27 protein-coding genes and 1 pseudogene are annotated in these 26,302 nt (G+C 47.9%); 15 read left to right on the forward strand and 13 right to left on the reverse strand.

All coding sequences use genetic code 11. The annotated features are described in order from the left end of the window. Positions 1-330: 330 nt before the first annotated feature. Positions 331-1,239, reverse strand: a complete 909-nt coding sequence (locus K6Q96_RS19650; RefSeq protein ID WP_251882135.1) for a LysR family transcriptional regulator — start codon at positions 1,237-1,239, stop codon at positions 331-333. A 405-nt stretch (positions 1,240-1,644) separates the two neighbouring features. On the opposite strand from K6Q96_RS19650, the gene dctP reads away from it, so the two are divergent. Genes dctP through K6Q96_RS19670 form a run of 4 tightly spaced genes read left to right on the forward strand, consistent with a single transcriptional unit; the run spans position 1,645 to position 5,305 of the window. Further along, a complete protein-coding gene (gene dctP, locus K6Q96_RS19655; protein WP_251882138.1) occupies positions 1,645-2,649 on the forward strand; it encodes a TRAP transporter substrate-binding protein DctP in 1,005 nt (334 codons plus the stop codon). Positions 2,650-2,666: 17 nt separating this feature from the next. Continuing rightward, positions 2,667-3,203, forward strand: a complete 537-nt coding sequence (locus tag K6Q96_RS19660) for a TRAP transporter small permease (protein ID WP_251882139.1) — start codon at positions 2,667-2,669, stop codon at positions 3,201-3,203. Positions 3,204-3,215: 12 nt separating this feature from the next. After that, positions 3,216-4,517 carry a TRAP transporter large permease gene (locus K6Q96_RS19665; protein WP_062663929.1) on the forward strand — a complete coding sequence of 434 codons (1,302 nt, stop codon included), beginning with the start codon at positions 3,216-3,218 and terminating at the stop codon, positions 4,515-4,517. Between the two features lie 5 nt (positions 4,518-4,522). Beyond that, a complete protein-coding gene (locus tag K6Q96_RS19670; RefSeq protein ID WP_165011417.1) occupies positions 4,523-5,305 on the forward strand; it encodes an alpha/beta fold hydrolase in 783 nt (260 codons plus the stop codon). On the opposite strand, the gene K6Q96_RS19675 is transcribed toward K6Q96_RS19670, so the two are convergent. After that, complete coding sequence (locus K6Q96_RS19675; protein ID WP_251882141.1) at positions 5,302-6,192, reverse strand: homocysteine S-methyltransferase family protein; 891 nt, start codon at positions 6,190-6,192, stop codon at positions 5,302-5,304. The two genes, K6Q96_RS19670 and K6Q96_RS19675, sit on opposite strands and share 4 nt — an antisense overlap. Positions 6,193-6,287: 95 nt before the next feature. After that, positions 6,288-7,538 carry an L-methionine/branched-chain amino acid transporter gene (yjeH, locus tag K6Q96_RS19680; RefSeq protein ID WP_251882143.1) on the reverse strand — a complete coding sequence of 417 codons (1,251 nt, stop codon included), beginning with the start codon at positions 7,536-7,538 and terminating at the stop codon, positions 6,288-6,290. Positions 7,539-7,732: 194 nt separating this feature from the next. Between yjeH and K6Q96_RS19685 the strand changes: the two genes are divergently transcribed. The 7 genes and pseudogenes from K6Q96_RS19685 (at position 7,733) to K6Q96_RS19715 (ending at position 12,598) form a co-directional block, all read left to right on the forward strand. Continuing rightward, the gene (locus tag K6Q96_RS19685; RefSeq protein ID WP_251882145.1) at positions 7,733-8,176 is read left to right on the forward strand and encodes an Lrp/AsnC family transcriptional regulator; all 444 of its coding nucleotides are present in this window, start codon (positions 7,733-7,735) and stop codon (positions 8,174-8,176) included. A gap of 312 nt (positions 8,177-8,488) precedes the next feature. Continuing rightward, positions 8,489-9,499: a D-cysteate sulfo-lyase gene (gene cuyA / locus K6Q96_RS19690; protein WP_251882147.1), complete on the forward strand. Its 1,011-nt coding sequence runs from the start codon at positions 8,489-8,491 to the stop codon at positions 9,497-9,499. 465 nt (positions 9,500-9,964) lie between these two features. Further along, positions 9,965-11,164, forward strand: a complete 1,200-nt coding sequence (zigA, locus tag K6Q96_RS19695) for a zinc metallochaperone GTPase ZigA (RefSeq protein WP_251882149.1) — start codon at positions 9,965-9,967, stop codon at positions 11,162-11,164. A gap of 44 nt (positions 11,165-11,208) precedes the next feature. Further along, positions 11,209-11,631: a TraR/DksA family transcriptional regulator gene (locus tag K6Q96_RS19700; protein ID WP_062663954.1), complete on the forward strand. Its 423-nt coding sequence runs from the start codon at positions 11,209-11,211 to the stop codon at positions 11,629-11,631. Positions 11,632-11,729: 98 nt separating this feature from the next. Beyond that, a complete protein-coding gene (locus K6Q96_RS19705) occupies positions 11,730-11,972 on the forward strand; it encodes a hypothetical protein (protein WP_002538849.1) in 243 nt (80 codons plus the stop codon). Between the two features lie 3 nt (positions 11,973-11,975). Beyond that, a pseudogene (locus tag K6Q96_RS19710) lies at positions 11,976-12,242 on the forward strand (MBL fold metallo-hydrolase); the annotation flags it as partial. A 2-nt stretch (positions 12,243-12,244) separates the two neighbouring features. Beyond that, a complete protein-coding gene (locus K6Q96_RS19715; RefSeq protein ID WP_251882151.1) occupies positions 12,245-12,598 on the forward strand; it encodes a DUF5329 family protein in 354 nt (117 codons plus the stop codon). Here K6Q96_RS19715 and K6Q96_RS19720 read toward each other — a convergent pair. From K6Q96_RS19720 to K6Q96_RS19765, 10 genes are all read right to left on the reverse strand, one after another. Then, entirely contained in the window at positions 12,595-12,861 is a 267-nt protein-coding gene (locus K6Q96_RS19720) for a hypothetical protein (protein ID WP_251882153.1), read from the reverse strand. The two genes, K6Q96_RS19715 and K6Q96_RS19720, sit on opposite strands and share 4 nt — an antisense overlap. Positions 12,862-12,996: 135 nt before the next feature. Continuing rightward, positions 12,997-13,773 carry an outer membrane protein OmpV gene (gene ompV, locus K6Q96_RS19725; protein ID WP_251882154.1) on the reverse strand — a complete coding sequence of 259 codons (777 nt, stop codon included), beginning with the start codon at positions 13,771-13,773 and terminating at the stop codon, positions 12,997-12,999. Between the two features lie 92 nt (positions 13,774-13,865). Further along, the gene (locus tag K6Q96_RS19730) at positions 13,866-15,161 is read right to left on the reverse strand and encodes an ATP-binding protein (RefSeq protein ID WP_251882155.1); all 1,296 of its coding nucleotides are present in this window, start codon (positions 15,159-15,161) and stop codon (positions 13,866-13,868) included. A gap of 16 nt (positions 15,162-15,177) precedes the next feature. Further along, a complete protein-coding gene (locus K6Q96_RS19735; RefSeq protein ID WP_251882156.1) occupies positions 15,178-15,903 on the reverse strand; it encodes a response regulator in 726 nt (241 codons plus the stop codon). Positions 15,904-16,008: 105 nt separating this feature from the next. Next, positions 16,009-16,803 carry a phosphodiesterase gene (locus tag K6Q96_RS19740; RefSeq protein WP_251882157.1) on the reverse strand — a complete coding sequence of 265 codons (795 nt, stop codon included), beginning with the start codon at positions 16,801-16,803 and terminating at the stop codon, positions 16,009-16,011. Positions 16,804-16,813: 10 nt separating this feature from the next. Beyond that, the gene (locus K6Q96_RS19745) at positions 16,814-17,623 is read right to left on the reverse strand and encodes a carbohydrate ABC transporter permease (protein WP_251882158.1); all 810 of its coding nucleotides are present in this window, start codon (positions 17,621-17,623) and stop codon (positions 16,814-16,816) included. Beyond that, entirely contained in the window at positions 17,620-18,513 is an 894-nt protein-coding gene (locus tag K6Q96_RS19750; RefSeq protein WP_002538861.1) for a carbohydrate ABC transporter permease, read from the reverse strand. Before K6Q96_RS19750 ends, K6Q96_RS19745 begins: the two co-directional genes overlap by 4 nt. A 56-nt stretch (positions 18,514-18,569) precedes the next feature. Continuing rightward, positions 18,570-19,835, reverse strand: coding sequence for an ABC transporter substrate-binding protein (locus K6Q96_RS19755; RefSeq protein ID WP_251882159.1), 1,266 nt, complete (start codon positions 19,833-19,835; stop codon positions 18,570-18,572). 77 nt (positions 19,836-19,912) lie between these two features. Further along, on the reverse strand, positions 19,913-20,929 hold the full coding sequence (locus tag K6Q96_RS19760; RefSeq protein ID WP_251882160.1) for an ABC transporter ATP-binding protein: 1,017 nt from the start codon (positions 20,927-20,929) through the stop codon (positions 19,913-19,915). Beyond that, positions 20,926-21,723, reverse strand: a complete 798-nt coding sequence (locus K6Q96_RS19765; protein ID WP_251882161.1) for a DeoR/GlpR family DNA-binding transcription regulator — start codon at positions 21,721-21,723, stop codon at positions 20,926-20,928. Before K6Q96_RS19765 ends, K6Q96_RS19760 begins: the two co-directional genes overlap by 4 nt. A gap of 210 nt (positions 21,724-21,933) precedes the next feature. Between K6Q96_RS19765 and K6Q96_RS19770 the strand changes: the two genes are divergently transcribed. The 4 genes from K6Q96_RS19770 to K6Q96_RS19785 all read left to right on the forward strand — a co-directional run bounded on the left by K6Q96_RS19770 (position 21,934) and on the right by K6Q96_RS19785 (position 26,195). Next, positions 21,934-23,637, forward strand: a complete 1,704-nt coding sequence (locus K6Q96_RS19770) for a Na/Pi cotransporter family protein (protein WP_251882162.1) — start codon at positions 21,934-21,936, stop codon at positions 23,635-23,637. 31 nt (positions 23,638-23,668) lie between these two features. Beyond that, positions 23,669-24,268 carry a histidine phosphatase family protein gene (locus K6Q96_RS19775; protein ID WP_251882163.1) on the forward strand — a complete coding sequence of 200 codons (600 nt, stop codon included), beginning with the start codon at positions 23,669-23,671 and terminating at the stop codon, positions 24,266-24,268. A 224-nt stretch (positions 24,269-24,492) separates the two neighbouring features. After that, entirely contained in the window at positions 24,493-25,422 is a 930-nt protein-coding gene (gene rocF, locus K6Q96_RS19780; protein WP_251882164.1) for an arginase, read from the forward strand. A 155-nt stretch (positions 25,423-25,577) separates the two neighbouring features. Beyond that, entirely contained in the window at positions 25,578-26,195 is a 618-nt protein-coding gene (locus tag K6Q96_RS19785) for an HAD family hydrolase (RefSeq protein WP_251882165.1), read from the forward strand. Positions 26,196-26,302: the final 107 nt, after the last annotated feature.

Consider the following 26,302-nt stretch of genomic DNA (forward strand, 5'->3'; position numbering starts at 1 on the left):
CCTATATGACTATGTTGTTGATACTTTTTTTTAGACTAGGAAAAAAGACTAAGCAGTTGTTTCATTACTGGGCTTCAATTGAATGTATTTACCTCATTTGATGGGTTTTGAGAGGCAATCTACGAATCAAGGTTTAGTTGACCTTTTGCTGTGCTCAAGAGACAGCAGCAGTTCATCTGGGTTTCAATAGTTCTTTGAGGGGTCATGTTTAACAAAGGGTATTTAAAGTCGTTGGGTGGAGATGAACGCAAAAAGTACTGCAGTGGAGATAAGTAGGTAAATCTGCGATTTGTGGGTTGAATAGCGCAAAAAGGGCAGTAGTTTCCCCGCCTATTTAATGCTGGCCATCTCCGTCATTCCTTCAGAAATGTTATGAATCGCGTGAGATAACGAATCATCGGGCTTTCTATAAAACAGCCTGACTTCAAACGGGATATTCCATTTTTCATCGCCTGCCAGTGCAAGCTCTCCACGCACCAATTCATCCTTCACAAATGAATAGGGGAGCCACGCCAGGCCATAGCCGCCAAGCACCATGGATTTTAGCGTGTGGGCGAAGGGGTTTTCATAGCGTCTGTTCAGGTAACACGCTTCTTTGTTGAGCAATTGGTCGATTGATTTACCAAATAAAGACTGATGGGTGTAAGCCACCAAAGGAATCGGGTTATTGGCTTCACCGGGAAGGTGAAACATGGCTTGCTTGTTGGTTGCTAGCGAGACTGGGACTAAGGTTTCTTGGCCAATGACAGTGCTTTGAAAACGGTTGTCATCAATAGCGTTTCCAAGCTCGTTGTGGGTATAACAAAGCAGGTAATCAACAGACCCATTTCTAAACATTTCTATGCAATCAGCAAGACGATCAGACGAAAGTTTTACATAAACAGGGCCGACTTCTTTTTCGATTTCATGCATCCATGACATAAAGACGGTTTGAACGATCGAGTTCTGTGCAGCAACAGAAATTTCATTGGTTCGGGTTTTCTTCAATGCCCGGGCAGACTCTCTGGCAAGATGTAGTCGATTGAGGATCTCTTCCGCTTCAACCAAAAAGGCTTTGCCTTGTTCGGTGAGTTCCAGTTGCGGAGAGTCGCGGTTCACGAGATCTGTGCCCACCCATTGTTCCAAGGCTTTGATGCGGCGACTGAACGCGGGTTGGGTGACAAATCGCTCCCTGGCGGCAGACGTAAAGCTACTTGAATGCGCCAGACAAACAAAATCTTCCAATAACTTAAAATCCAATACTCCCTCCGAGCCAGTTACAGCGTGGCTTGGTGCCAATGTCGTTCGCGAACTGCATTCTTTCGATTTATTAAAACTATCAGAAAGTGTACTTATCGTAGGCTTAAAGATAAGAAAATGGCCTATTCACCACTAAATTTATGGATAAGTGTGAAAAGTTTTTCTTTTCTAGGGTAAGAGAAGTATCGATGTTTAATGCTATGAATTTATGAGAGTTATTTAGGGGCATAACTTTTCGGTATGTAGGGCAACCGAATTGGCATGATGCAAAATTGGCTCTCCTGACCATGCTTAATTGAGTGTTTTCAGCCGCACGCTACCTCGGCGGCCGAAAACCAATATGGATGAATCGCAGCGAATGTCCAGCGCTGCAAAGCATGGAAAATCAGACTAGGGAGAAGTCTCATGAAGTACCGCAACAACGTCAGTTCTTTACTGAAAAGTGCAGTAAGTGTCGCCATTGTCGGTGCCTTACCTTTCACTGCCCAAGCGGCTGAAACCATTCGCCTGTCCACTTATGTCAACGAGTCCGACATTCGCTATCAAGGTTTCCAGAAATTTGCAGAACTTGCGGCAGAGAAAAGTAATGGCGACTTGAAAGTTCAGGTTTTCCCATCCGGCACCTTGCATGGCTGGAGCGAAGGTGTAGATGCGGTTCAAGGTGGCGTATCGGATATCAGTTGGATTCCTGCTGATAAACGCTTGCCATGCTACCGCGTCACTTCACTGTATCCCGTGGCCATTAACCTTGAAAAACAAATCGAGCTTGATGCTGATTACGCGGCATTGATTGAAGCGGAAGCGGCGAAAGCTGACCTTATCCCGCTAATCAATTCTAATTATTCCTACGACCAAGAGTGGTGGTTTGAAGAGCCTGTATCAGACATCGGTAAGCTGAACGGGAAGTTGGTTCGCTCAATTGGTCCTCTGGTGAGTTTGATGATCGAAACCTGGGGCGGCAAGCCAGTGTTCGTTGCACCGAAAGAGGTGTTTCAGTCAGCAGAGCGAGGCGTGGTTGATGGCATCAACATGGGCGTCGCGACATACAGTTCATGGAAACTGTGGTCGGTGATGCCTTACATGGTTAACGCCAACATGTTCTACGGCAACATCATCTACATGATGAACAAAGACAAGTTTGATGGCCTGAGCGCAGACAACCAGAAAGCATTGAAGGAAGCGGCGAAAGAAGCCGAGGCTTGGCTGAAACCGCGTTATGAAACTTGGGTCGATGAGCGTGTCGGCAATGCAGTGATGGCGAACGGCGGTTCAGCGGTTTCCATGTCTGAAGAACGTACGGGTGAACTTCTTGCGGGTATTCAGGAGAAATGGACGCCGGAAGTAAATGGTGCCTGTGGCGTGCCACTGGCTGACAAAGTCCGGAGCTTGTTTGCAGCGCACAGCGAATAAATGAAGAGGTGCGCAGTATGAAATCAAACCTGTTAAAGGCTTTGAACTGGCTATCTCTAGCGTTGCTCTACTGCGGTGCCGTTATCGTGCTGATCCAGGCTGTCTGGATCAGCTACGGTGTTGGAGTTCGCTATATCCTCGACTCGCCAGACGGCATGGTGACAGAAGCGACGGCATTGTTACTGGTGCCTGTCGCGTTTCTCGGTATTTCGTATGCGCTGTTGAATGATGCCTATCCCAAGGTGGGGATCGTGCGCGACAAGCTACCTGCGACCCTACAATTTTGGGTCGACAAGCTGAACATGTTGGTGATGTTGCTGATTGGCGCATTCTTCTTTACTGCATCAGCGAAAGCCATGTTCAAGTCGATTGATTCCGGTGCGGCATCCGAAATTCTTCTCTGGCCACGATTCTATTTTTGGATCCCTGTCGTGTTATCCCTGATGGCCTTCTGCCTGACTGCAACTTATTTGCTGCTCGCTGGCAGACCACCTCGTAAGCCGCAAGGAACAGCGGCAACGGATAACGCTGAACTCAGCCAAAACAAACAATAACAAGGAAGTGTTATGGAATGGTACGTAGTTGGGCTAGGTATGCTGGGCTTGTTGATGGGATTCATCATCATTGGCTTGCCGATCCCCTTTGCACTTGCCGCTGCATCAATCCCATTTTTGCTCGATATCCTAAGCCTGAAGTCCTCTTTGGTGACGGTAGAACTGAAACTTTGGGGCGTGTGGTTTGACTACATTCTTCTGGCGGTTCCGCTGTTCGTTTTTCTCGGTGAATTGATAGGGCGTTCCTCGATTGGTCCCAACCTTTACTGGTTTATGCACAGTAAGCTGCCGCTACGCGGTGCGGCAGCGTATGGCAGTATTGGTGCGTGTGCAGGTTTCGGTGCTGTATGTGGTTCGAGCATGGTCGGCTCGCTTACTATCGGTGGTGTTGCCTTGCCGCAAATGCTGAAGCTGGGTTATGGGAAACGCCTGTCGAGCGGTGTGTTGGCTGCAGGGGGGACGCTAAGTGTTCTGTTGCCGCCGAGCTTGATCTTGCTCTTCTATGGCATCGTGACAGATCAGTCTATTGGCTCGCTGTTTATTGCGGGTGTGGTACCCGGATTGGTATTGGTGACCATGTTTTTCATTATTGTCGCGGTGTGGGGGAAGGTTGCACCTCAAGATATTCCGGGACAAGAAAGCATTCAGCCGATCCCTTGGCTGGTGGCGCTGTCCGCACTGACGCCCGTGATGATCATCGGCTTAGTCATCACCATCTCAATCTATGCCGGTATCGCGACACCAACAGAAGCGGCGGCAGTTTCTTCGGTTATCACCCTCATCATGGCTTTTTGCTTTGGTGGCCTTCGTTGGGATGGCTTGCTTGAATCCCTCAAGTCTACGATGCAGACCATGGGATACCTTGGCTTGCTGCTGTCATCAGGGGTGTTATTTGGCTTCGTGATGACCTACCACCAAATCCCGCAACAGTTTACCCAGCTGTTCGTTGAAATGGATTTATCGCCTTACGCCGTGCTGGCAATGATTGTGGTGTTCTACATTATTCTCGGCATGTTCTTAGAACCTGTCTCCATGACCTTTATTACCCTGCCAACCCTGTTCCCATTGGTGCATGCGGCAGGCTTTGACCTGATTTGGTTTGGGGTGGTTTATACCATCACCATGGAGATAGCAGTACTGACACCGCCTGTCGGGCTCAATCTCTTTGTTATACAGAGTCTCGCCAGAGATGACGTGACTATTGGGGATGTGATCGTTGGCTGTGTTCCGTTTATTTTCGCGCTTGTGATTTTGCTGCTGTTGTTGGTCGGACTGCCTGACACAGCGCTTTGGCTCCCTGAGTTAATGGAATAATAACGATGAATTGTATACGTGTAGGAACCGGACCCACGTTGGTACTGGTTCATGGGTTTCTCAGCAGTTTGACCTATTGGGAAAAACAGATTGAATTGTTTTCAACGCGCTTCGACGTTGTCGCGTTCGATTTGCCGGGATATGGGGGAAAGGCCAAAGAAACGGGTCTGGACAGCGTTGAAGGCTTTGCAGATTTTGTATTGGGAAAACTGGATGAACTAGGCATTGACTGTTTTCATCTGATGGGACATTCAATGGGAGGAATGATTGCCCAGGAAGTGGCAATAAAAGCGAAAGACAGGGTGATGGGTTTAGTGCTGTACGCAACCGGTCCGAATGGCCGCTTGCCGGGGCGCTTTGAATCGCTTGAAGACAGCATGGCACGCGCCGAAAAAGAGGGCACAGAGCAAGTGGCTCGGGATACCGTCCGAACCTGGTTTTCTGAAGGGGAAGAGGATCCTGATTTTGTTGGGGGAATGGCACTTGCTGAACGTGTGTCCACACAAACCTATATCAATGGGCTGCGTGCGATGGCGGGGTGGAAGTCTCTGGGACGCCTCGATCAGATTGAAGCGAAAACGCTGGTGTTGTGGCCAGACAGCGATCGCTCCTATATGTGGGAGCAAACCGAAACACTGTGGCGAGGAATAAAAGATACTAACCTCGCGGTGGTGCCGCTGGCGGCGCACAACACTCATCTTGAGAAAGCGCGGATTTTCAATCTACTGGTGATTGAATTTCTGCAAAGCGAAAAAGTGAAACAACGTCAGTTGGCAGTTACGAGCTAGTCGTGATCCCTCCGGAGTGCATCCAGGTAGGCGATGTGCTCCGGAAAAATTGCACAGCATCCACCCACAATATTTGAACCCGCATTCAACCAGGCACGAACGAATGCTGCGTATTCATCGGCAGGTAAATCACGAACTGTAGTGAGTGAATCATTGGCTTCATGGTCTTGATGGATGACCGTAAACCCATTGGCATACGCGCCGAGGGAAATTTGCTTGCCGCTTTCGTCAATGATGGCTTTTGCTACCGCAATGGCATCCAACATCACTTCGGGCTGTGAACAGTTAAACAGCACGCCATCGACGCCTTTTTCACAGACAACGCGAATTGCATCTGCCACAGATTCACCAGAACGTAATCGAGGTTGATCGATTTCAGTGTCCATTAAGCTGAAAGCAAAGTAAGCAGGCTGATTGGTGGTTTGGAGTACGTCGAAAATCGTTTCGAATTCTTCAATCAAGCTAATGGTTTCAGCTATCCAAATATCTGAGTAACCCGCTTGTGCATCAACCAGTGTTTGAATAATAGGACGCGCTTTTTCTGCTGAGAAAAGATCAGGGCGGTAGGAACCCAAAACCGGAGGAATACAACCTGCAACGTTGACTTTCTTCTCGCTGTCATCAGCGGCACGGCGGGCAATTTGTGCGGCAGACTCAGCCAGTACAAAGCCTTGTTCCTGATATCGCTGCTCGCCCAAGTGGAAAGGGACGCAGGCATAGCTGTTGACCGTGATGACATCGCATCCCGCATCAATAAAGTTCTGGTGCGCCTGATAAACACAATCTGGCGCTTCAATCAGCGCTTGAGCGCTCCATAAAGGCTGGGAAAATGGGGCGCCGATACGTTGAAGCTCTCGCCCCATGCCGCCATCTAATAAAACAAACATCCGTGATCGCTCTTTCTTGTTGTACCCCAAACAGATTTGGGTATTTCAAAACTTTTGCGAAAGGTCTCACAAAATATTTGCGATGTCTAGACGGGTTAGACGGCTGCTTTGGTGGTGTCTTTTTTACCCTGTAACATCAAAAGGCCAAATACGCCCAGCGCATATAGCATCGACCAGCCAAGGCAGACGAAAACAATTACACAAAGTGCCAGCGCAATCCCTGCCTGCCATCTCGCTGCACCATCCAGAAGTTTCAATGCTGCGAGCATCGCCATCAGATAAACCAACACGAACACACTGTTGGCGAGCTTGAGAAAAAACTCCAAATCTAAGCCTGACCAATACCCTATGATGCAGGACGCTGCCAGTACGCTACCGACACTTAAGGTCGCATTCTGGGGAACGCCACGGGTCGAAACCTGAGCCATTTTTCCTTCTGGCTTGTTCTCTCGCGCTTGCGCCCAAACCATACGTGAAAGGCTTTGGGTGTAAAGATTGACACTCGCGAAGCAGGCAGAGAAACCAATCACACTGATCAGCATTTTAAAGTTCGGGCCAAACAAGTTCTCACTCAACCAGGGGATTGAAGCGCTATCAAACTGTGGGGTGCCGTAAGCGCCGAATTTCAGTATAACCACAGACATGGCCCAGTAGGTCGCACCAGCTACGAAACAGCCGGCGATAATGGCGATGGGGAAATCCCTTTCCGGGTTTTTAAATTCTTCCCCCATATGGGCGAAAGCTTCAATGCCAACAAAGCACCAGAACATCACACCAAGCGCAGCACCAATGGGCCATAAGGACTCCTCGCTGATGGTGGGCATGTTCAGGTCGGTGACACCAACGCCGCCTTTCCACAGAAAAGCGCCAACCAAGAGAAAGATGCTGATGGCGATAAGGGTTTGCAGTTGACCCGAAGATTTAGCGCCCATCAAATTGACACCCACCAAGAGCGCGACGGTAAGAAGTTGAGCTGTTAGAGAGCCGTTAATCGGCTCAGGCAAAAGCTGTTGTAGAAAGCCCGCGGCAAGAGCAACAGCTGCTGGAACACCAACGGGAATCACACTGACAAACAGCCAGGCAACGCTCCGCTCTGACCTCTTATCAAAAGCTTTGCGGACGAAATAAGCGGTACCGCCTGCATTCGGGTAGCGCTTACCTAATTGGGCGAATGTCAGAGCTATCGGGCAAATAGCGACAAACAGGAAGAGCCATGCCCAGAGGGAAAACTCACCGGCGATACCTGCTGCAATTGCAGGGATCATGAATAGTCCGGTACCCAAAAGGGTGGTGGAAAGTTGGCCGATACCGGACAGCAATGTGATTTCTTTTTTGAGTTGATTCATGGGGCGTCCCAGCCAGTATTTTTGTATTGATGACTGCTGCCAGATTAAAACTGATTGAATGAAAAAGCATCGCGCAGAGTGTCTTTGTTCAGCGTCAGATTGACGGTTTTTATTGCTGAGGCTGACAAAGTGACAGTTTTCGCGCAATATCCTGCGAGAGAAGTGATTTACGAAAAGAGAATCGAAAAGAGAACATGGATAAGTTCGACCAACAAATATTGGATATTCTGCGTGTGAATGCACGTCGTTCCGTCAGCGAAATCGCGCGGGACGTCAACTTGTCACGCTCTGCGGTGACAGCGCGAATCAAAAAGCTTGAGCAAGACAAAGTCATCCTTGGCTATCACGCCGATGTGGTAGAGAACAAAAGCGTCGAAATGGTCTGCGCGTACCTTGCATTGAAATACGACACTTCATCCAGCCAATACCACTGTGAGGCTTATGCAGAAACCATTCGCCGGATTGAAGGGGTGAAATGGTGTCATGCGATTAGCGGCGAAACTGACATGATGCTGTATGTGGAAGTACCCAGCATGAACCGTATCAATCAAATCCGCGAAGTGATTCAGGCGATTCCAGACATCAAACAGGTAGTGACCCATATCGTGCTGACTGAGTTTTTCAACACGACTAAGTAAGTGAAGCTTACTTATTCACGTATTCACACTGCCATTAGATAAAGCCTCTATCACTTGTGGGCATGTCTCTTAGTGTAAGTTTGATCACAAAACATGCTGCTGCTGTTTTTGACAAACGTTATATGATACGAAACGGTAGAACCGTTTAGTTAACTTAATTCCATATAATCAATGTATTAGTTAAGTCATGCTCTCGTTATGCCGAAAAGTAACCGGGGCCCCTTCAATATAGGTATTGGCGTAAGTCAAAAAAGTTTCTCAGTCTGAAATAGCAATGAATTTTTCTATTTTTTAACTGTTAGGGACAACGACATGCACCTTTCACGATTCCCACGTTTGCGCTTTGCGCATCTACCTACACCGCTTGAGCCAATGAAGCGCCTTTCTGAAGCTTTGGGCGGGCCAACAATCTGGATCAAGCGCGACGATTGTACCGGTCTGGCTGGCGGTGGTAACAAAACCCGCAAGCTCGAATTCCTGATGGCAGATGCACTTGAACAAGGCGCAGACACCATCATTACCCAAGGCGCGACCCAAACTAACCATGGACGTCAGACAGCAGCAATCTCCGCGAAATATGGTTTGGAGTGCCATATTTTGCTGGAAGATCGCACTGCGTCGGAGGACCCGGATTATGTACTCAATGGCAACGTGATGCTGGAACAACTGTTTGGCGCATCACTCAGCAAATATCCAGGCGGTACAGACATGAATGCTGCGATGGAAGATGTTGCTGCCACACTGCGTGCCGAAGGCAAAAAACCTCACATCATCCCGGGTGGTGGCTCGAATGCAATTGGTGCATTGGGTTACGCCAACTGTGCGTTGGAGTTGGTCAACCAAGCCAATGAGATGGGCTTGAGAATCGACCACCTTGTTCATGCGACGGGCTCTGCTGGCACACAGGCAGGCTTAGTCACTGGTCTTATCGCCACCAACAGCCAAATCCCTTTGCTTGGTGTTGGCGTTCGTGTACCTCAACCACAGCAAGAAGGGAATGTTTTCAAGTTAGCGGAAAAGACCTGTGATTTATTAGGTATCTCTGGCGCGGTTAAACGTGAAGACGTGCGTGCTAACTGTGATTACGTCGGAGATGGTTACGGCATTCCGGCTGAAAGCACCATGGAAGCAATAGAAATGTTTGCCCGCTACGAGGGCATTTTGCTGGACCCAGTTTATTCTGGCAAAGGCGCAGCGGGACTTATCGACCTTATCCGTAAAGGCGAATTCAAAGACTGCGACAACATTGTGTTCTTGCATACAGGTGGCGCTCAGGCATTGCCGGGCTATCGCGATGCTTTTGATTTCGAGAGCTACTGCTAACACCAACTAATACAATGAAGTGGTTATCTCTATCAAGCCTACCTTCTAGGGGCTGTTGACCTTTGGTGATGATTTTTGCAGCAGTTTGTGGGGATTTTATGCAAGGCAGAGGCTTCGATGTGTAGCTGGCCTGCATGAGAAGCCGATAACGCAGCAGAAATTCCCCACAAACGCGGCCCGAAGGGTTCGACTGCGCGTCCCGTACCCTAAACGTTTTATGCTTTGTTGAGGTGTATTTGCTTAGAGTGACTAGGCGGCACACACCTCGCCGCGCCTAAAACGTTTATGGCTAGAACAAAATTTAACCACCAAAGGTCAACAGCCCCTAGCTATTGATAAAAACGCAGCACTTCGCTGCGTTTTTCATTAATCACAAATTTTACAAAGCACAGTGAAATGTTATGTTATAACATTTTACTGTTGTCGCATCACTATTAGAGCAGATTTAGAAAGAGGTAAATTCTGATGGCTAAACTCCCTGTGACTGTGCTCTCGGGCTTTCTAGGTGCCGGAAAAACAACGGTGCTTAGCCATATTCTCAATAACCGTGAAGGGAAGAAGGTTGCGGTGATTGTGAATGACATGAGTGAAATCAACATTGATGCTTCCATGGTGAAGAATGAAGTTTCACTAAGTCATCAGGAAGAGAAGTTGGTGGAAATGAGCAATGGCTGTATTTGCTGCACCCTTCGCGAAGACCTCCTGCTGGAAGTGAACAAGCTATCCCAGGATGGAAAGTTTGATTATCTGGTGATTGAATCGACAGGGATTTCAGAACCCTTGCCCGTCGCAGAAACCTTTACCTTTGCCGATGAAGACGGCGTGTCTCTTTCCGATGTTGCGACCTTAGATACCATGGTCACTGTCGTCGATGCAGTGAACTTCCTTAAAGATTATGACGAAGCAAAATACTTGATTGAAACTGGCGAGTCGCTCGGAGAAGAGGATGAGCGCAGCGTGGCTGATTTGCTGATTGATCAGGTGGAATTCTCTGATGTCATCTTGATAAGCAAAACGGACCTCGCTGAGCCCGCCGACATTGAAAGGCTGACGGCCATCCTCAAAACCCTTAATACCCGCGCCCGAATCATTCCTATCTCACATGGACAAGTGAATGTTGATGATGTGTTGAATACCGGACTGTTCGACTTTGAACATGCACAGCAAGCACCTGGTTGGCTTCAGGAAATGCGCGGTGAGCATGTACCTGAAACTGAGGAATACGGTATCGGCAGTTTTAGCTATGTTGCGCGCCGACCGTTCAACCCAGAGAAGTTTTTTGAGTTTCTACACAATACACGAGACTTTGGAAAGCTGATCCGTTCGAAAGGATATTTCTGGCTGGCTTCCCGTCCTGAATTTGCTGGGCAGTGGAGTCAGGCTGGTGGCATTGCGCACTATGGTTTTGCCGGTTTGTTTTGGAAAGCTGTTCCTGAGGCTCATTGGCCGACTGAAGAAGAATACCTTGCGGCAATTCGCCAAACCTGGGTTGAACCATTTGGCGATATGCGCCAAGAGTTTGTGTTTATTGGCCAGGGACTCAATCAGGATGCGATGACACAGGCGCTGGATGACTGCCTGTTATCTGAAGAAGAAATGCTGAGAGGTAAAGATTATTGGAAGAGCTTGAATGACCCATTCCCACAATGGGAAGCAACAGGTTGATACCTGTGTGGTTTGAAGCCTTCTTGGACAGGGGATAAAACGCTATGAATACAAAAACAAAAATACTCACAGAAGAAGAGATTCTGAAACAACCGGAATCGAAGTATATGGACGACGATCAGTTGGCTTTCTTTAAACAAAGATTGATCGACCTGCATGACAGCACACTTGAAAGGATCAAGTCAGCGAAAGAACAAATGGTCAGCCCGATGGATTTCAGCGACCCCAGTGACCGTGCCACTTGTGAGGAGCAGTCTGCATTGGCATTGCGAATTGTTGATAGAGAACAAAAGCTGCTTCCTAAAATCAAATTGTCGTTGGAACGTATTCGCTTGGAAACCTATGGATATTGTTTACAGACTGGTGAGCCGATTGGCATTCCTCGCTTACTTATTCGACCGACGGCTGAATACTGTGCAGATGTCAAAGCGATTCTTGAAATGAAAGAAACGCAATTTAAGGACTGATTATTACATAGAGGAAATAATCTGTTTCGGATTTGGTGGATTATCAAAGCTCAGCTTGAAATCTATACTCACTTCATCACTGAAAGAGGAGGTGAGTTATGGATGAGCAACGTGCCATCAATCTTTATTATTTCCTCAGATCCCAGAATGCACCGCAGTCTCAGATCAATGAGGTCGTGGAACGAATCAACCAGTCTTACGGTATCAACCTAAGAAGCTTAGACACCCAGTACCGTAAGCAAAGAGGTTATTCACCCAATCGATATGATATCAACACCTATGGAACGGCGGGTTCGAGAACCATGAATCAAACCCGCCAAATGCAAAAGCCAGCACATTAGTGCTTGATTGAAACTGGTGCCTATAACTCTTTCTGGGCAAACATTCATATGTTCCCGGAGCAAAGCGAGCAGGCACACATTGACCTCAAAGGTAGTGTGATGTTGCCCATTCACAACAGTACCTTCGATCTGGCGATGCATGACTGGAAAGAGCCGATGAAAGAGGCGCTGGAAATTAGCAATGAGCGTGGCGTGACCATGGTTAGTCCAGAGATTGGTCAGCGTTTGGCTATCGGTGGGACGTTGCCAGTGGTCGAATGGTGGAATTAGGAATGATGAAGAAATTAGGACTTGCGGTGGCATTGGCTGCCGCTGTCTTAGTCAGTATCCCAGCTTCCGCATCGGTAAAAAACGATGTGGAATACCTCATTGCGCAGATGAAAAGCTCGGATTGTACCTTTGTACGCAATGGTTCGGAATACGATAACCTGCAGGCGGCCGAACATCTTCAGAATAAGTGGGAATACGCCGAAGACAGGGTGGAATCGACGGAAATGTTTATTGAAGAGGTGGCTTCGAAAAGCTGGTTTACTGGCCGTGCGTATCAGGTGAAATGTGGCGAAGAAACCCAAACCAGCCAACAGTGGCTAACCGAGCGGTTGGCGGCAAAAGAAAAGTCAGATTAGCGCCTGTTTCCACCGAAAAGCTCAGCAAGATAAGCAGAAATCACGCTGCTGAAAATCCCGATAATCACTGCGACAGCAATAACCACCAAAAAGGTAATGGCGGCAATAAAAATAGAGCCGATAAAAAGGCCGACTAACGGAAGAATCACAAAGAAAACAAAAGCAATGACCAATGCAGCAACGATTAATGCGCCAGCTTGGAGCGCCAAGATGGCAACCGGGTTAGAGATTTCTTTTCCGTTAATGACAACTCTTCTGTTCATCTTTCCCTCCTCAATGTACACCCACAGAATAGCACTTCGTTTTGCGCAGTTTTTCAGACGACTTAACAAACTTGGGTAGAATTTGGGCATAGGGGAGAGGAAGCCTGACGATGTTGTTTCGTCAGGCTTTTTTGATCAGAAGTGATAAGCGACTGTCGCACCAACCAGCCATTGGTGTTTGCTGTCAACGATTGGGGAGTCACCAACTTCACTGCCTAATTCTGTGTATTGGGCAGATTGGGTCAGGTTCCAGTTCTCGCTGATAGGATAAATCAGCTTATAACCTACTTCATAAGCGACTGAGCTGCCACCCGTGTACTGAGGTCGGTTGGCGCGTGCTTCTTTTGGCTTTACGCCGAAGTAGTAGTCCACAAAGTCTTTGCTTTGGAACATCACCCCTGCGAAGGAAACCAAATCCGCGTCGCCAATAGAAAAGATGTCGAAGTATCTCACACCAGCCAGATAGCCTTTGTAAGCCCCAGATATATCATGCTGGAAGTAAGTGGAGACCACGCCAGTACCAACTTGGAAGTCAGCATTTAATCCAAGATCGACACTGAAATTCCTATCGTCCATACCTTTTAGAAAATCTGAGGTATCGTCATCGTAACCAATACCTGCGCTGGTGAGATGAACACCAAGATTGACCAGATCGCCGTCGGTTCCATAAAAGCGGTAGTTTGCGCCACTGAAGTCAATGTTGAAGTCTTCACCGTGGTAGCCAAAGTTAAGGAGTGGAACGACAGAGTGATCTTGCTCTTTGAAGAGATCGCTGGTGGCAGCTACGCCTGCTTCAGCTATCCAACTGCTTTGCTTGCTGTAGATGTTACCGTTGAGAATATAAGTTTGATTCGCTGCCTGTACCGCAGGTGCAGCGGCGAGAATGGAAAAGAGTAATGCAGATTTATTCATGATTCTGTCCTTGTTTGTGCACTTAATGAACACCGTACAAAACTCGGCTAACTGACAATAGAATCAATTTGTCATGGGTTTGTCAGCGATTGTCAGGGTCTTTGGTTTGGAATGGTTAAGATGAGTTTTGCTCCTCCTTTTGTGCTTTCTTCGAACACGGCATGCCCGTCGTGTTTTTCAACGATAAGTTTGACGATGGCAAGACCCAGTCCATGGCCCATATTGGCTTTGTTCCGGGAAGGGTCGACACTGAAAAACGGCTCAAAAACGGATTCGCGATATTCGTCAGGGATCCCGGGGCCATCGTCTTCAACAATGATCTGGGATGATCTTCCGTTTTGTTGGCAAATGACTTTGACGGTTGATTCCGCATACCGCACTGCATTCGTTAATATGTTTTCTATAGCGCGTTTCAACAAGGGTTTATCAGCCAGAAGTGAGATATCAGGCTCGATAACCAATTCTATTTCACGATTTTCACGGTTGGGTAGTCGCTCAACCAAATGCTGGATAAAGGACAAGGCAAGGAAGGCTTCTTTCGTCAGTGATCTATCCTGGCGACCAATTTTGGCAAAGTAGAGCAACTCATCGACCAACTGCTCCATCTCTTCTGTGTCTTCTATAATGCTGGTGACTTTTTTTCGCAACTCCTCTGACTGAGCTTCCTCCTTGATAAGCTCTGCCTGCCATTGAATCCGGAAAATGGGCGTGCGGAGGTCATGAGCAACGGCTTGTGTCAATGAGCGGTTGCTGGTTATCAATAGCGAAATCTTGTCAGCCATTTCGTTAAAGCTATCGTTTAGCTTTCCGACTTTACTCCCACTATTTGTTGGTGCTCGGGCGTTTAAATTCCCCTTAGCAAAGTCGGCCGTTACACTTTGTAACACCCTAACTCTGCGGCTGAGAAACCAAATGAGCCAAGTTGAATAAACAAGGAAACCACCCAAGATAAACACAAAGAAGAGGGAGTCGCTAAATTCTATTTTCTGTCTAACCAGGGTCTCTATGTCGGGGGCGAGGTGGTAGAAACTGGGCGAGTCAGAAAGTGTGAACCAAAGCCCTCTATTTTCATCAAGAAATGAGAAAGGGTGGGGGATGTTATCGCCAGAAAAATAGTCTTTCACTTCTGCCGGAATGTTGTCAGCATGGACGAGATTTAGCGTATTTGCGGTCGATTTAGCATATTCTGCTAACAGTTGTTTTATCGCTGTATCATCGTGTTGCTCATCCAAAGTGTTAACTAAGTTTTGGAAAGCGGCAGCTTCCATGTCCTCAAGCATATAATCGTAATCAGTCGTGAGCTCATAAACAAAAAAGTTAAAGGCAAAGCTACTCACGATGAAAAGGACAAAAAGCCCGATAAAGGATTCAATATAGATACGCCACATATTTAACCTGGTCTTGTTATTCCTTCCATGCGTCCGGCACAAAGAGATAGCCTTTACCTCTCACCGTCAGTATCCGGTGGGGTGATGAGGGGTTATCTCCCAGTTTTTTCCGAAGACTGACGACCTTGTTATCGACGGTGCGATCCAGTCCATCGTACTCAATGCCACGAACGGTGAGTGTAAGTGTTTCTCTCGATAAAACTTCGTCAGCAGAAGTGGCGAGTAACCATAAGAGGTCGAATTCACTGTCTGATAGAGCAATATGCTCACCAGACAACTCACACCACCTTCTTACCTTGTTGAGAGATAAACTCCCAAAGTTTAATACGCTGACAGTCTCTGGCTCTGTCGTTACGGGCATTTCATTTTTTGAATCATCTCTTCGCAGTAAGGCACGCAATCTAGCGAGCAATACGCGGGGTTTAATCGGTTTGGTGACAAAGTCATCAGCCCCAATTTCTAGTGCGGCGACATGGTCGAAGTCGTCATCGCTTGCCGTCAGCATCAACACCTTACCGGAGAACTGCGAACGAATCTGTCGGCAAATTGTCAGGCCGTCGATATCCGGAAGCATCAGGTCGAGCATAACGATGTTGGGCTGTTCAGAAAGAATTGCACCAATCGCACTTTCACCATGATCAAACTCCTTTACGTCAAAATCCTGCTCACGGAAGTAGGAAGAAAGAAGTTGTCGAAGCTTGGTGTCATCTTCAACGATATAAAGCAGAGGTTTGGGTGACATTGAAAATCCTCATACCCGTATACATGTTCTATCAACGGGATAGCACGCTAAAACTGGTTTGTCACCGCTTTAGCGTGAGAGTTGAGGGCTTTGTACGAGAGTGGTTTAAAAAGGATAAAGTTGGCTCGAAGAAGCCAGTGGAAGGTAGGTGCTTCGGAACCCCTTATTCCACTCATGCAACATATAGCCGCCGGGATCTTGTGTAAAACCTACAGGCGCATCACTTCGATGATCCGTCAAAAAGGAACTCGCTGTTGCGGGGGAGGACAAGACTGTGGCTCCACCTATTGTGCTAACAATGCTGTTATGAAGATGGCCGCAGATAATCCGCACTTCACGGGGTGATTTCTCCAGAATCTCTGCCATTTCATCTGCGCCTTCCAGACCAATGGCATCCATAAACTGAATACCCGAAGCAAAGGGAGGGTGATGCATAGCAATCAAAGCGGGTTTATCTGGGTGACGTGTCAATGCATGTTCGAGAAAAGCCAAAGCAGTGGGAGATAAACGACCACCGCCTTGGCCTGGAATTACGGTATCCAGACCAATGATATCGAGGTCTGGGAAGTGTTTCACCCAGTTGATTTCTTCACTGATCGCTGGTGTCAGATTCTCAAAGCAGTGATGCATAGAAGAGCGAAGATCATGATTGCCGGGTATCACGAAATAGGGAATACCCAGACGCCTTATTACAGACTTAAAGGCTTCGTAGCTCTCGACGTCGCCGTGGTCAGTGATATCGCCAGTCACGATGATGGCATCGACGTGTCCAAGCTTCTCTAAATCCTGCTCAATCTTAGTGATGGCCTCTTCAAACAAGGTCAGCGTGTCGAGCACGCCGGAAACCTTGTTGGGAGGGCAGACAACGTGCGTGTCTGTCAGTTGTATGATTCGTGTCATAACGCCCTCCTTACTTGATACCTGCACGCAAGAACGCTTGCACGAACTGACGTTGGAAGATCAAGAACGCGATAAGCAGTGGTGCAACCGACATCATTGTCGCAGCAGAAATCACGGATATATCTACACCGTTTTCCGGCGCACCAAATATCGACAAACCCACGGTGAGTGGTCGGGTATCGTCAGAGTTAGTCACAATCAAGGGCCACAGGAAGTTGTTCCAGTGGGTCGAGACAGAAACGAGTGCATACGCGAGATAAGTCGGCTTTGCGAGGGGCACATAGACTTTCATCAAAATGCCAAACAGCGAACACCCTTCGACGCTGGCTGCTTCATGCAACTCATAAGGCACCGATTTAAAGGACTGGCGCATCAGGAAAATACCGAATGCACTGGCCATGTATGGCATACCCACACCCAAGATAGTGTCGAACAGACCAAGCTTGGATGTGACTGCGTAGTTTTCGACGATCAATACTTCAGGAAGAATGAACAGTTGCAGCAAGACCAGAATGAAGACGAAGTCTTTACCCGGAAATGACACCTGTGCAAACGCAAAGCCCGCCAGAGTAGTAATGATGAATTGCCCAATCAAAACCACTGTTACCAAACAGAAGGTGTTGATGAAGTACTGAATCCAAGGCGCACCTTCCCAAGCGACGCGGAAGTTATCGAGTGTCCAACCCGAAAGCAGGTTGAAATTCACGGCATCTGATGTGGTGTGGAATGCAGCCCAGAACGCAAACACTAAGGGTGATATCCAAATGACGGCAAGCAGGAGCGCACCAAAGGTATCGAGATACTTTTCGACAAATTTCATTGATAGTGCGTCCTTTTATCCAGATAAGTGAACTGAATCGCTGCTGCAATCCCAAGTACTATCAGCACCAGCACTGTCATGGCAGCAGCATGTGGTGCATCGAAGAAGGCAAACGCCATCTCCCAGATGTAGTAGAGGATCAGTTTGGACGCGTCGGACGGCCCACCCTTGGTCAGAATGAACAGGTGGTCAATCAGCTTCACCGAGTTAATCATGGCGTTGACAACAATAAACAGGGTGGTGGGCATCAGCAGTGGCAACACAATTCGGCGTGTGTAAGTCCAGCGACTGGTGCCTTCAATATCTGCGGCTTCTTTGTAGTCTGCAGGAATGGTCTGCAAAGCAGCGAGATAGAAAATCATGAAGAAGCCTGCTTCTTTCCAGATGGTGACAATAATCACCGCCCAAAGCGCGGTTTCAGGTCTGCCCAACCAATTGACTGATTCAAAGCCAAACAGCGCACCGATTTGATCGAGTACGCCCAAATCTGGCGTGTAGAAGAACAGCCAAAGGTTCGCAGCGGCAATCATGGGAAGTACGGTTGGGGTGAAATACGCGGTGCGGACAAAGCCCTTGGCCGATATTTTTGAGTTAGCCCAAAGCGCCATAATGAGTGCGATAGCGATCGAAGCCGGAATGGTAATCGCAGCATAGAAAAGATTGTTTTCGACGACGATCCAAAAGGTCGGATCGTTAAACAGATCCGAGTAGTTTTCCAGCCCGGTAAATTCTGAAGGGCGACGACGCGTTCCTTTGGAAAATAGACTTTCCCATAGGGTAGCTACCGAAGGGTAGAACGCGAAAAGCGTCAGTAAAATGGCAGCGGGAGTCAGCAGAAGCCAGCCATACATGTGCTGTCTGCGGCGCTCCATTTCAGCGTAATGATTCATAGTACTGCTCAACTTCCAGAGAGTCCCCCCACCTGAGTCAGGTGGGGGAGACGTGCTTATTGATAATCGCGCAGGAGACGTTTTGCGGATTTCTGAGCTTCTTCAAGCGCAGCTTCCGGTGTTTTCTGGTCGGTCAGGGCAAACTGAATCGCGTTATTCAAACCTTCACGGACACGCGCGGTTTCGTAAGTGGAGAACTCGGCAACCGCATGCTCAAGTTGGTTACGCGCAACCAATGCTGGTGGGAACGCTGCTGTGTATTCTTGCAGCGCTTCGGTTTCGTATGCGCCTTTCGACACACCCATGTAACCGGTCGCGATCGACCATCTTGCGGCTTGTTCTGGTGAAGTCATGAACTTGATGAGCTTCATGGCTGCGGCTTTTTCTTCGTCAGAAGTGTCTTTAAAGATGTAGAAGTTGCCGCCACCGGTCGGTGAGCCTAAACGGACATTGCCTGGCAGCATAGCGACGCCAAAGTCGAACTTAGCGGCCTTTTTGACTGCCGTCAGGTTACCGGTTGAATGCCACATCATTGCCGTATTGCCTTCAAGGAAAGCTTGGCGAAGTGTGCCCCATTCAACAGTGCCTGTCGGCATGACACCATGCTCCTGTGAGAGTGATTTCCAGAAATTGAGTGTTTCGATCACGGCCGGATCATCGAAGTAGGTGGTGAGGCCATCGTCAGACATCAGTTTCTTGCCATTCTGAATCGCCAGTGCCTGGAACATCCAGTATGGGTAACCAGTGGAAGGGATCATGATGCCGTAGGTGTCGTCGTTAGTGAGTTTCTTACTCACTTCAACCAACTCATCCCAGGTTGTCGGCGGCTTTTCCGGGTCAAGACCTGCAGCACGGAACATGTCTTTGTTGTAGTAAGCAACAATGGTGGAACGTTGAAACGGAATACCCCAGGTTTTGCCTTCCGCCTGACCGTTTTCCATCAGTGCAGGATAGAAATCAGCCAACCAAGCTTTGTCGGCATCACCTTGCATCAGGTCGTCAAACGGTGAGATCAAATCTTGCTCAATCAAGTCGTATACGTCGATAGAAAACATAACGGCCAACTGTGCAGGCTCGCCAGAGTTCAGTGCGGACAGTGCGCGCACACGGGTGTCATCGTAGTTACCAGAGTAGATAGCGTTAACCTTGATATCTGGGTTTTGCGCTTCAAAGTCATCAACAATCCCGTCAACCACTTTTGTTAGCGCGCCACCCACTGCGATGGGGTAGTACATGTTCAGTTCTGTTGCCGCCATTGCTGACTGCGAAGCGAGAGTAAACGCACCGGCAAAGGCACAACTCATTAACTTTGAGAACTTCATAGTTTCACCATTGGTTACGTATTTAATTTCGGAATCAGCTTTCTTTTTGGTGTTGAGAAAGACCGTTCCACTCCTTGTTAATTGATTCTTTTTCCATCACCGTCAAAGAAGTGCAGAGCACTGTCCTCAAAGGTTATGTCTACGGTGCTTCCTTCTTGAAGCGATGAATAGCCGTGAAGCTTGACCACTAAGCCTTTGGCTTTGGGATGGTCAAGCAGAACATGGGTTTCATCACCCAGATATTCGCTTTCAGAAACGATACAACTGATTCGGCCTTGGCCTGCCCCTACCAACTCCACGTCTTCGGTACGCAAGCCAACTTTGTGCGCGTGCTCAGTGCCAGGAATAACGTCGCCGTCGATCAAAGCCATCGGTGGGGCACCAATAAATTCAGCCGCAAAGGTATTTTGAGGAATGTTGTAGAGCTCCTGCGGCGTTCCTGCCTGCATGATGTGACCGTCTTTCATCAAAATGATCAGGTCAGCCATACTCATGGCTTCCGTTTGGTCGTGGGTGACGTACACCACAGTCATGCCCAGATCTTTCTGGAGTTTTTTGATGTCTTTTCGCACAGAGTGACGGAGCTTGGCATCCAGGTTGGAGAGAGGTTCATCCATCAGACAAAGGGGTTGACCTGCAACAATCGCACGCGCAAGAGCTACACGTTGACGCTGTCCACCGGAAAGTTCGCCCGGCTTACGCTCTTCGTATCCCAGAAGGCCGGTGATCCGCAGTGCGTTCTCAAGTTTCTTTAGGCGTTCATCTTTGGGCACCTTTCGTACCTTCATGCCAAACATGACGTTTTCTGCGACAGACAGGTGCGGGAAGAGTGCATAAGACTGGAATACCATGGAGAGATTTCGCGCTGAAGGTGCCATTTCAGTTACGTCGGTGCCTTCAATGCGAATAGAACCCTCATCAGGGATCTCCAAACCGGCTAATAAGCGCAGTGTTGTGGATTTACCGCAACCAGAAGGACCCAACAAGGCAACAAATGCGCCTTCTGGGATATCGATAGAAATGTTTTCAACACCAAGTTGTCCGTTCCACCTTTTTGCGATGTTGTCGAACGAAACAAAGGGTTCTGTGTTCATGAAGCGTCGCCTCCCACTAACTTCAAACGATCTCCGACACGGTCACTCAGCGCTGAAAAGTCATCGCCGGGATGTTGGTCCATGATGATCAAATCCACGTCGAAAATACTCCCGCCAATAGCAGGGGCTGTTCGCGTCAACTTAGTACTGTCCATGACTAAAATGGACGTTTTGCAATGGGTGCGAATGGCTTCGCGAACCCTCACTTCAGAGGCATGGAAATCCAACATGCCTCCGTCTTCCGATACGCCAGCTACGCCAAAAATGCCGTACTCAGCACGATAACTGTTGAAAAACTCAAGCACGCCGTCACCGAGTACATCCCGGTCAGGCATGCGCACCTCTCCACCCGGAATGATGATGCGGTTACTTGGCTCATTACTCAGAACCATGGCGGCATTGAGGTTATTAGTCATCACCGTCAGCCCAGACTTCGCAGTCAGCGCTTCGGCCACAATCGTCGGTGTCGAACCAATAGAAATAAACACCGTGGCACCGTCAGGAATAACATCAGCCACTGCTTTAGCAATAGCGCGTTTCTCTGTTGGGTTTGTTGCTGCACGTAAGTCATAAGGTGCATTCAACTGCTCTTCAAAAGACTCGACACCGCCGTGACGACGGCGAAGCAGGTTTTCGCTGCACAACTGATTAAGGTCGCGCCGTACGGTTTGGGATGACACTCCCAATATTTCCGTGAGTAATTCGACAGATACATTGCCGCGCGCTTGTGTCAGTTCGATGATCTTTTCGCGTCGAATCTCTGTTTTCGATTTGAGTTTGGTTGCTACCGTCATAACTGCTCACATCTCCACTTTCATTTCAATCTAAGATCATATTTAACAAAAAGCCAACATATAATGAGCAAACGAACATAAAAATGTTCATTTGTTGATCAAAAGCGCAATGTTGATTACCTTATTAATAAGCGAATGCTCAAGCGGTATGGGTATAGAGGTGAAACAGAGAAGTGAGAACACGCACGTCGTGCGCTAGGTGATATAAGAATGACAGGAACATCTGTACTAATTAATTTGTTGGGAGGCGTAGCACTGCTGCTGTTTGGTCTTGCGCTGGTCAAAGAGCATGTATTGAAAACCTTTGGTGGACGGATCCGCCGTAGTTTGGGACGGTCGGCTTTTAACCGTTGGCGCGGGTTTGGTGTCGGCCTTGGAGTGACATGCCTGCTACAAAGCAGCACTGCCACGGCGCTATTGGCCAGTTCGCTGGGTAGCCAGGGGCTGGCAACAGCAAGTGGTTTAGCGATTTTACTGGGTGCGGATGTTGGTACCACTCTAGTAGCTAAACTCCTGACATTCGATTTAAGTTGGCTTGCCCCTGTGCTGTTATTTGTTGGTTTTATAGTCATGTCTTCAGGGAAGAAGGATAAAACCAAGCATATTGGCCGAATCATGATTGGCCTTGGCATTATGTTGCTAGCGTTGAAAATCATCGTTTCTACGTCAGTTCCTATGCGCGATTCTGTGGCAATTCAATCCTTGATGGGAGCGCTTAGCGATGAGCCTTTGTTGGCTGTCATCGTCGGTATGTGTATTGCGTTTCTGGTGCATTCGAGTCTTGCAACCGTTTTGCTCATTGTGGCAATGGCCGGTTCTGGTGTGATTACCCTGCAAGGTGGAATGGCGCTGATTCTAGGTGCAAACCTAGGCGCAGCCCTACCAGCTGTGATGAATACGGTTAATGCAACACCAGAAATTCGAAGGGTGCCTCTCGGGAATTTGGGCTTCCGCGCCGTCGGTGTAGTGATTACTTTGCCTCTGCTGGATGTACTGAATTCAATGGCGTTGTTTGCGTCTGATGAGCCCGCAGTAGTACTTGTTAACTTCCACCTTCTTTTCAACGTATTGTTGGCGATGACATTTTTGCCCTTGGTGACGCCTAGCGCACGTTTGCTCGAAAAATGGGTACCAGCGAATACCTTGGATAAGGCAGACAACAAGCCTCGTTATCTGGATAGAAAAGCATTTCGTACACCTTCAGTGGCACTGTCTAATACTGTTCGGGAAGTGCTGAGAATGGGGGATTTGCTGAGAGGCATGCTTGATGGCGCGTTTGAGGCGTTGAACACCCGCAACCCTGCACAGTTACAGCATATTAAGCGTTCGGATGATTTGGTCGATGAGTACTACGAGAAGATAAATCTTTATTTAACGGAGCTCAGTCGTCAGGACATTCCTAAGAAGTATCGCCGCCGTTGCTATCGCATTTCGTCTTATACGACCAATCTGGAGCATGCAGGCGACATTCTCGAATACAGCATGACAGAGGTCATCAATAAAATTATCCAACAAAATATTCTGTTGCCTGATTATGAGCGTAAAGCGATTGATGAACTCAAGAACTGCATTTACCGTAACATGGAACTCGCCTTCAGCGTGCTACTCACTGGTGATGTAAACAATGCGCGTGCGTTAATTGAACAGAAGAGCGTAGTAAAAAACATTGAGCGCGAGGCAATACTGGCTCATCAAAAAGGCCTCCGTGATCAGACGATTACCGTTGTTGCTGGTAGCTCTTTGTATTTGGACTTATTGAGAGATTTAATCCGTATCAACTCTCACTTTACGTCTATTGCGTACCCTATTTTGGATCAAGCGGGCGAGTTAAGAGCCAGCAGATTGAAAAATACCCAAGCGGAACCGTCAAACAGTGCGGAACCAACGATTAATAGCAATGAATCTCCAACGTAAGGTTGCTTGAGTTTTCACTAAGGAAGGAAGAATGACCGTTTTCAAGAATACTTACCTCATCATGCGCCATGGACAGAGTGAAGCAAATGTGGCTGATATCGTGGTGAGCGATCCTGCTATTGGTTGCGCCAACTATGGGTTGTCTCCACTCGGTCAAACGCAAGCCAAAGCATCGGCGCAAGCTTTCCGAGATAAAGGGATAGCGCTTATTGTCTGTTCCGATTTCAAACGTACCAAGGAAACGGCGGCCATTGTTGCTGATGAACTCTCCCTGCAATCGGCGGTTGAGGATATCCGACTGCGAGAGCGTTTTTTTGGTGAATGGGAAGGGCAATCGTCATCTGCGTATGAAAACGTGTGGGCTAAAGATTTGCAGGATTCAAACCAAAGCTTTAATGGTGTTGAAAGCACCGTGAGTGTCCGCGATCGTTCTATTAGTTTGATTAAAGAGCTAGAAAACCAATATGAAGACAAAGCCATCCTGTTGGTTGCTCACGGTGATATCTTACAGATCATGAAATCGGCTTTTCACGACATTGAACCGGGTCAACACCGCACTTTGCCTCACCATGAAACCGGTGAAATCAAACTACTGGTGTCTAAAGGGGATAACATTCACCTGCCGCTCTAAAGTTAATAATAACGAAAACTGTTGAAAACTCAGGGTGGTACGTTGTGTTTCTCTGGCGAGAAAACGTACCACTTTCTGTAGTCATCTCTTCTTTCCTGACTTCCTTTGATCGCTGACCTTATACTCAAATCATCGTTGTGTTAAAAAAATGTTATGCGTGAGCATTTAGAAACATCGAAGGAGTAAACTCCTCATACAAATACGATCATTTCGAGGGTTTCCCCATGAAGGAAAATGGACAAACAAAATCAATTCAAATCATCGGCGTGCCTGTGGATCTCGGCGCTTCCCGGCGCGGAACAGATGGTGGCGTTTCAGCGGTTCGCATAGCGGGGCTTGGTGAGAAGCTGACAAAGATGGGTTATACAGTGACAGACGAAGTGGACGTTGCCGTTCCTTCTAAGGAGTCGAGACCCAAAGAGACCACAGGCAATATGCGTTTCCGCAGTGAAATTCTGCAGGTTTGTCGGGACCTTGCCGTCGTCACACGCGATGCACTAACCAAAGGCAATGTGCCGCTGGTTGTTGGAGGTGACCATTCCCTCGCAATTGGTTCGATTTCCGGCATCGCTGACTATTTTCAGGAGAAGGGCGGCGAGCTAGGCCTTGTTTGGTTTGATGCTCATGCAGATATGAATATTCCGGGTATTTCACCATCGGGCAATATTCACGGAATGCCGCTATCCCATCTGCTTGGCTACGGCGACAAGGAATTCACAGGTATTCTCAGCGCCAACCCAAAAATAAAGTCTGAAAATGTGGTGCTGGTGGGCGTAAGGGATATTGATGAGAAAGAAAAAGAGCTGATCAAGCAATCCGGCATCAAGGTTTACAGCATGCGAGATATCGATGAGCTTGGTATGAGCCGCGTAAGCGACGAGATCCTGGAAATTGTGACTAAAGGAACAGTGGGTTTCCATGTCAGCTTTGACGTGGATGGATGCGACCCCGAAGTGATGCCGGGTTCAGGGACTTTGGTTCCGGGCGGGGTGACATATCGCGAAGCGCATTTGTTGTTAGAAAAATGCGCGGAGACTGGATTGATGACTTCCATGGATTTGGTGGAATTGAACCCATTCCTGGATAAAGGAAATATCTCCGCCGAACGTGCCGTGTCACTGGTGCTCAGCGCGTTTGGGCAAAGCGTACTATAACTCTCCTCTGAAGGCTGCCGTGTTTCCACGGCAGTTCATTCCCTGTTTCTTTTTCCTCTCTATAATCGCTCTGTGTAACAAAGGTATTTTTATCTGACTCCCTTGTGAAAGTAAGCTATGTTGATGACTTATCAGAGAAAATTGAGAGGGTAAAGATGGAGCGTAAAAATATCCGAAATGTCGTGTTTGATGTAGGCAATGTAATTGTGCGTTGGTCACCATTGGAAATTGTTAGGCTGACTTTCGGGAACAAAATAGAACACGAATCTATTGCCAGAGAGATTTTTCAAAACGACATCTGGATGGACTTAAACAAAGGCTTGATGACGGAAGAGGAAGCCCAAAAACGCTACCAATCTGAAATGGGTTTCTCGCCAGACACCACAAACAAGCTCTTTTACTACGTGAAGCAATCCCTGATCCCTCTATATGGTTCACATGAGCTTATTCAACGCGTGAAACGCGCAGGTTATGGCGTATACGCATTAACCGATAATGTGCACGAAATCGTTGCCTTCCTCAAAGCAACCCAGGACTTCTGGCAATTGTTTGATGGGGAAATTGTGTCGGCAGAAGTTGGTCTACTCAAACCCCAGCCTGAAATCTATCAGGCGCTTTTGACCCGCTATGATTTGAATGCAGTAGAGACCGTTTTCCTTGATGATATGCCTCATAACGTCAAAGGTGCTCAAGATGTTGGCATCGCAGCGATTCAATTTGAAAATGCTGAGCAGGCAGAAGTGAAATTGAAACATCTTGGGGTACGGTTTTGATTTAGCTGAACTGAAACATCTTCAGAGCAAATCATCAAAATGACCGCGGTCCTTGACTATGGAAAGGTCGTGCGTTGAAGCTGGCAAAGATCTTTAATGATCAGCTT

This window comes from Grimontia kaedaensis, assembly GCF_023746615.1.
Taxonomy (GTDB): domain Bacteria; phylum Pseudomonadota; class Gammaproteobacteria; order Enterobacterales; family Vibrionaceae; genus Enterovibrio; species Enterovibrio kaedaensis.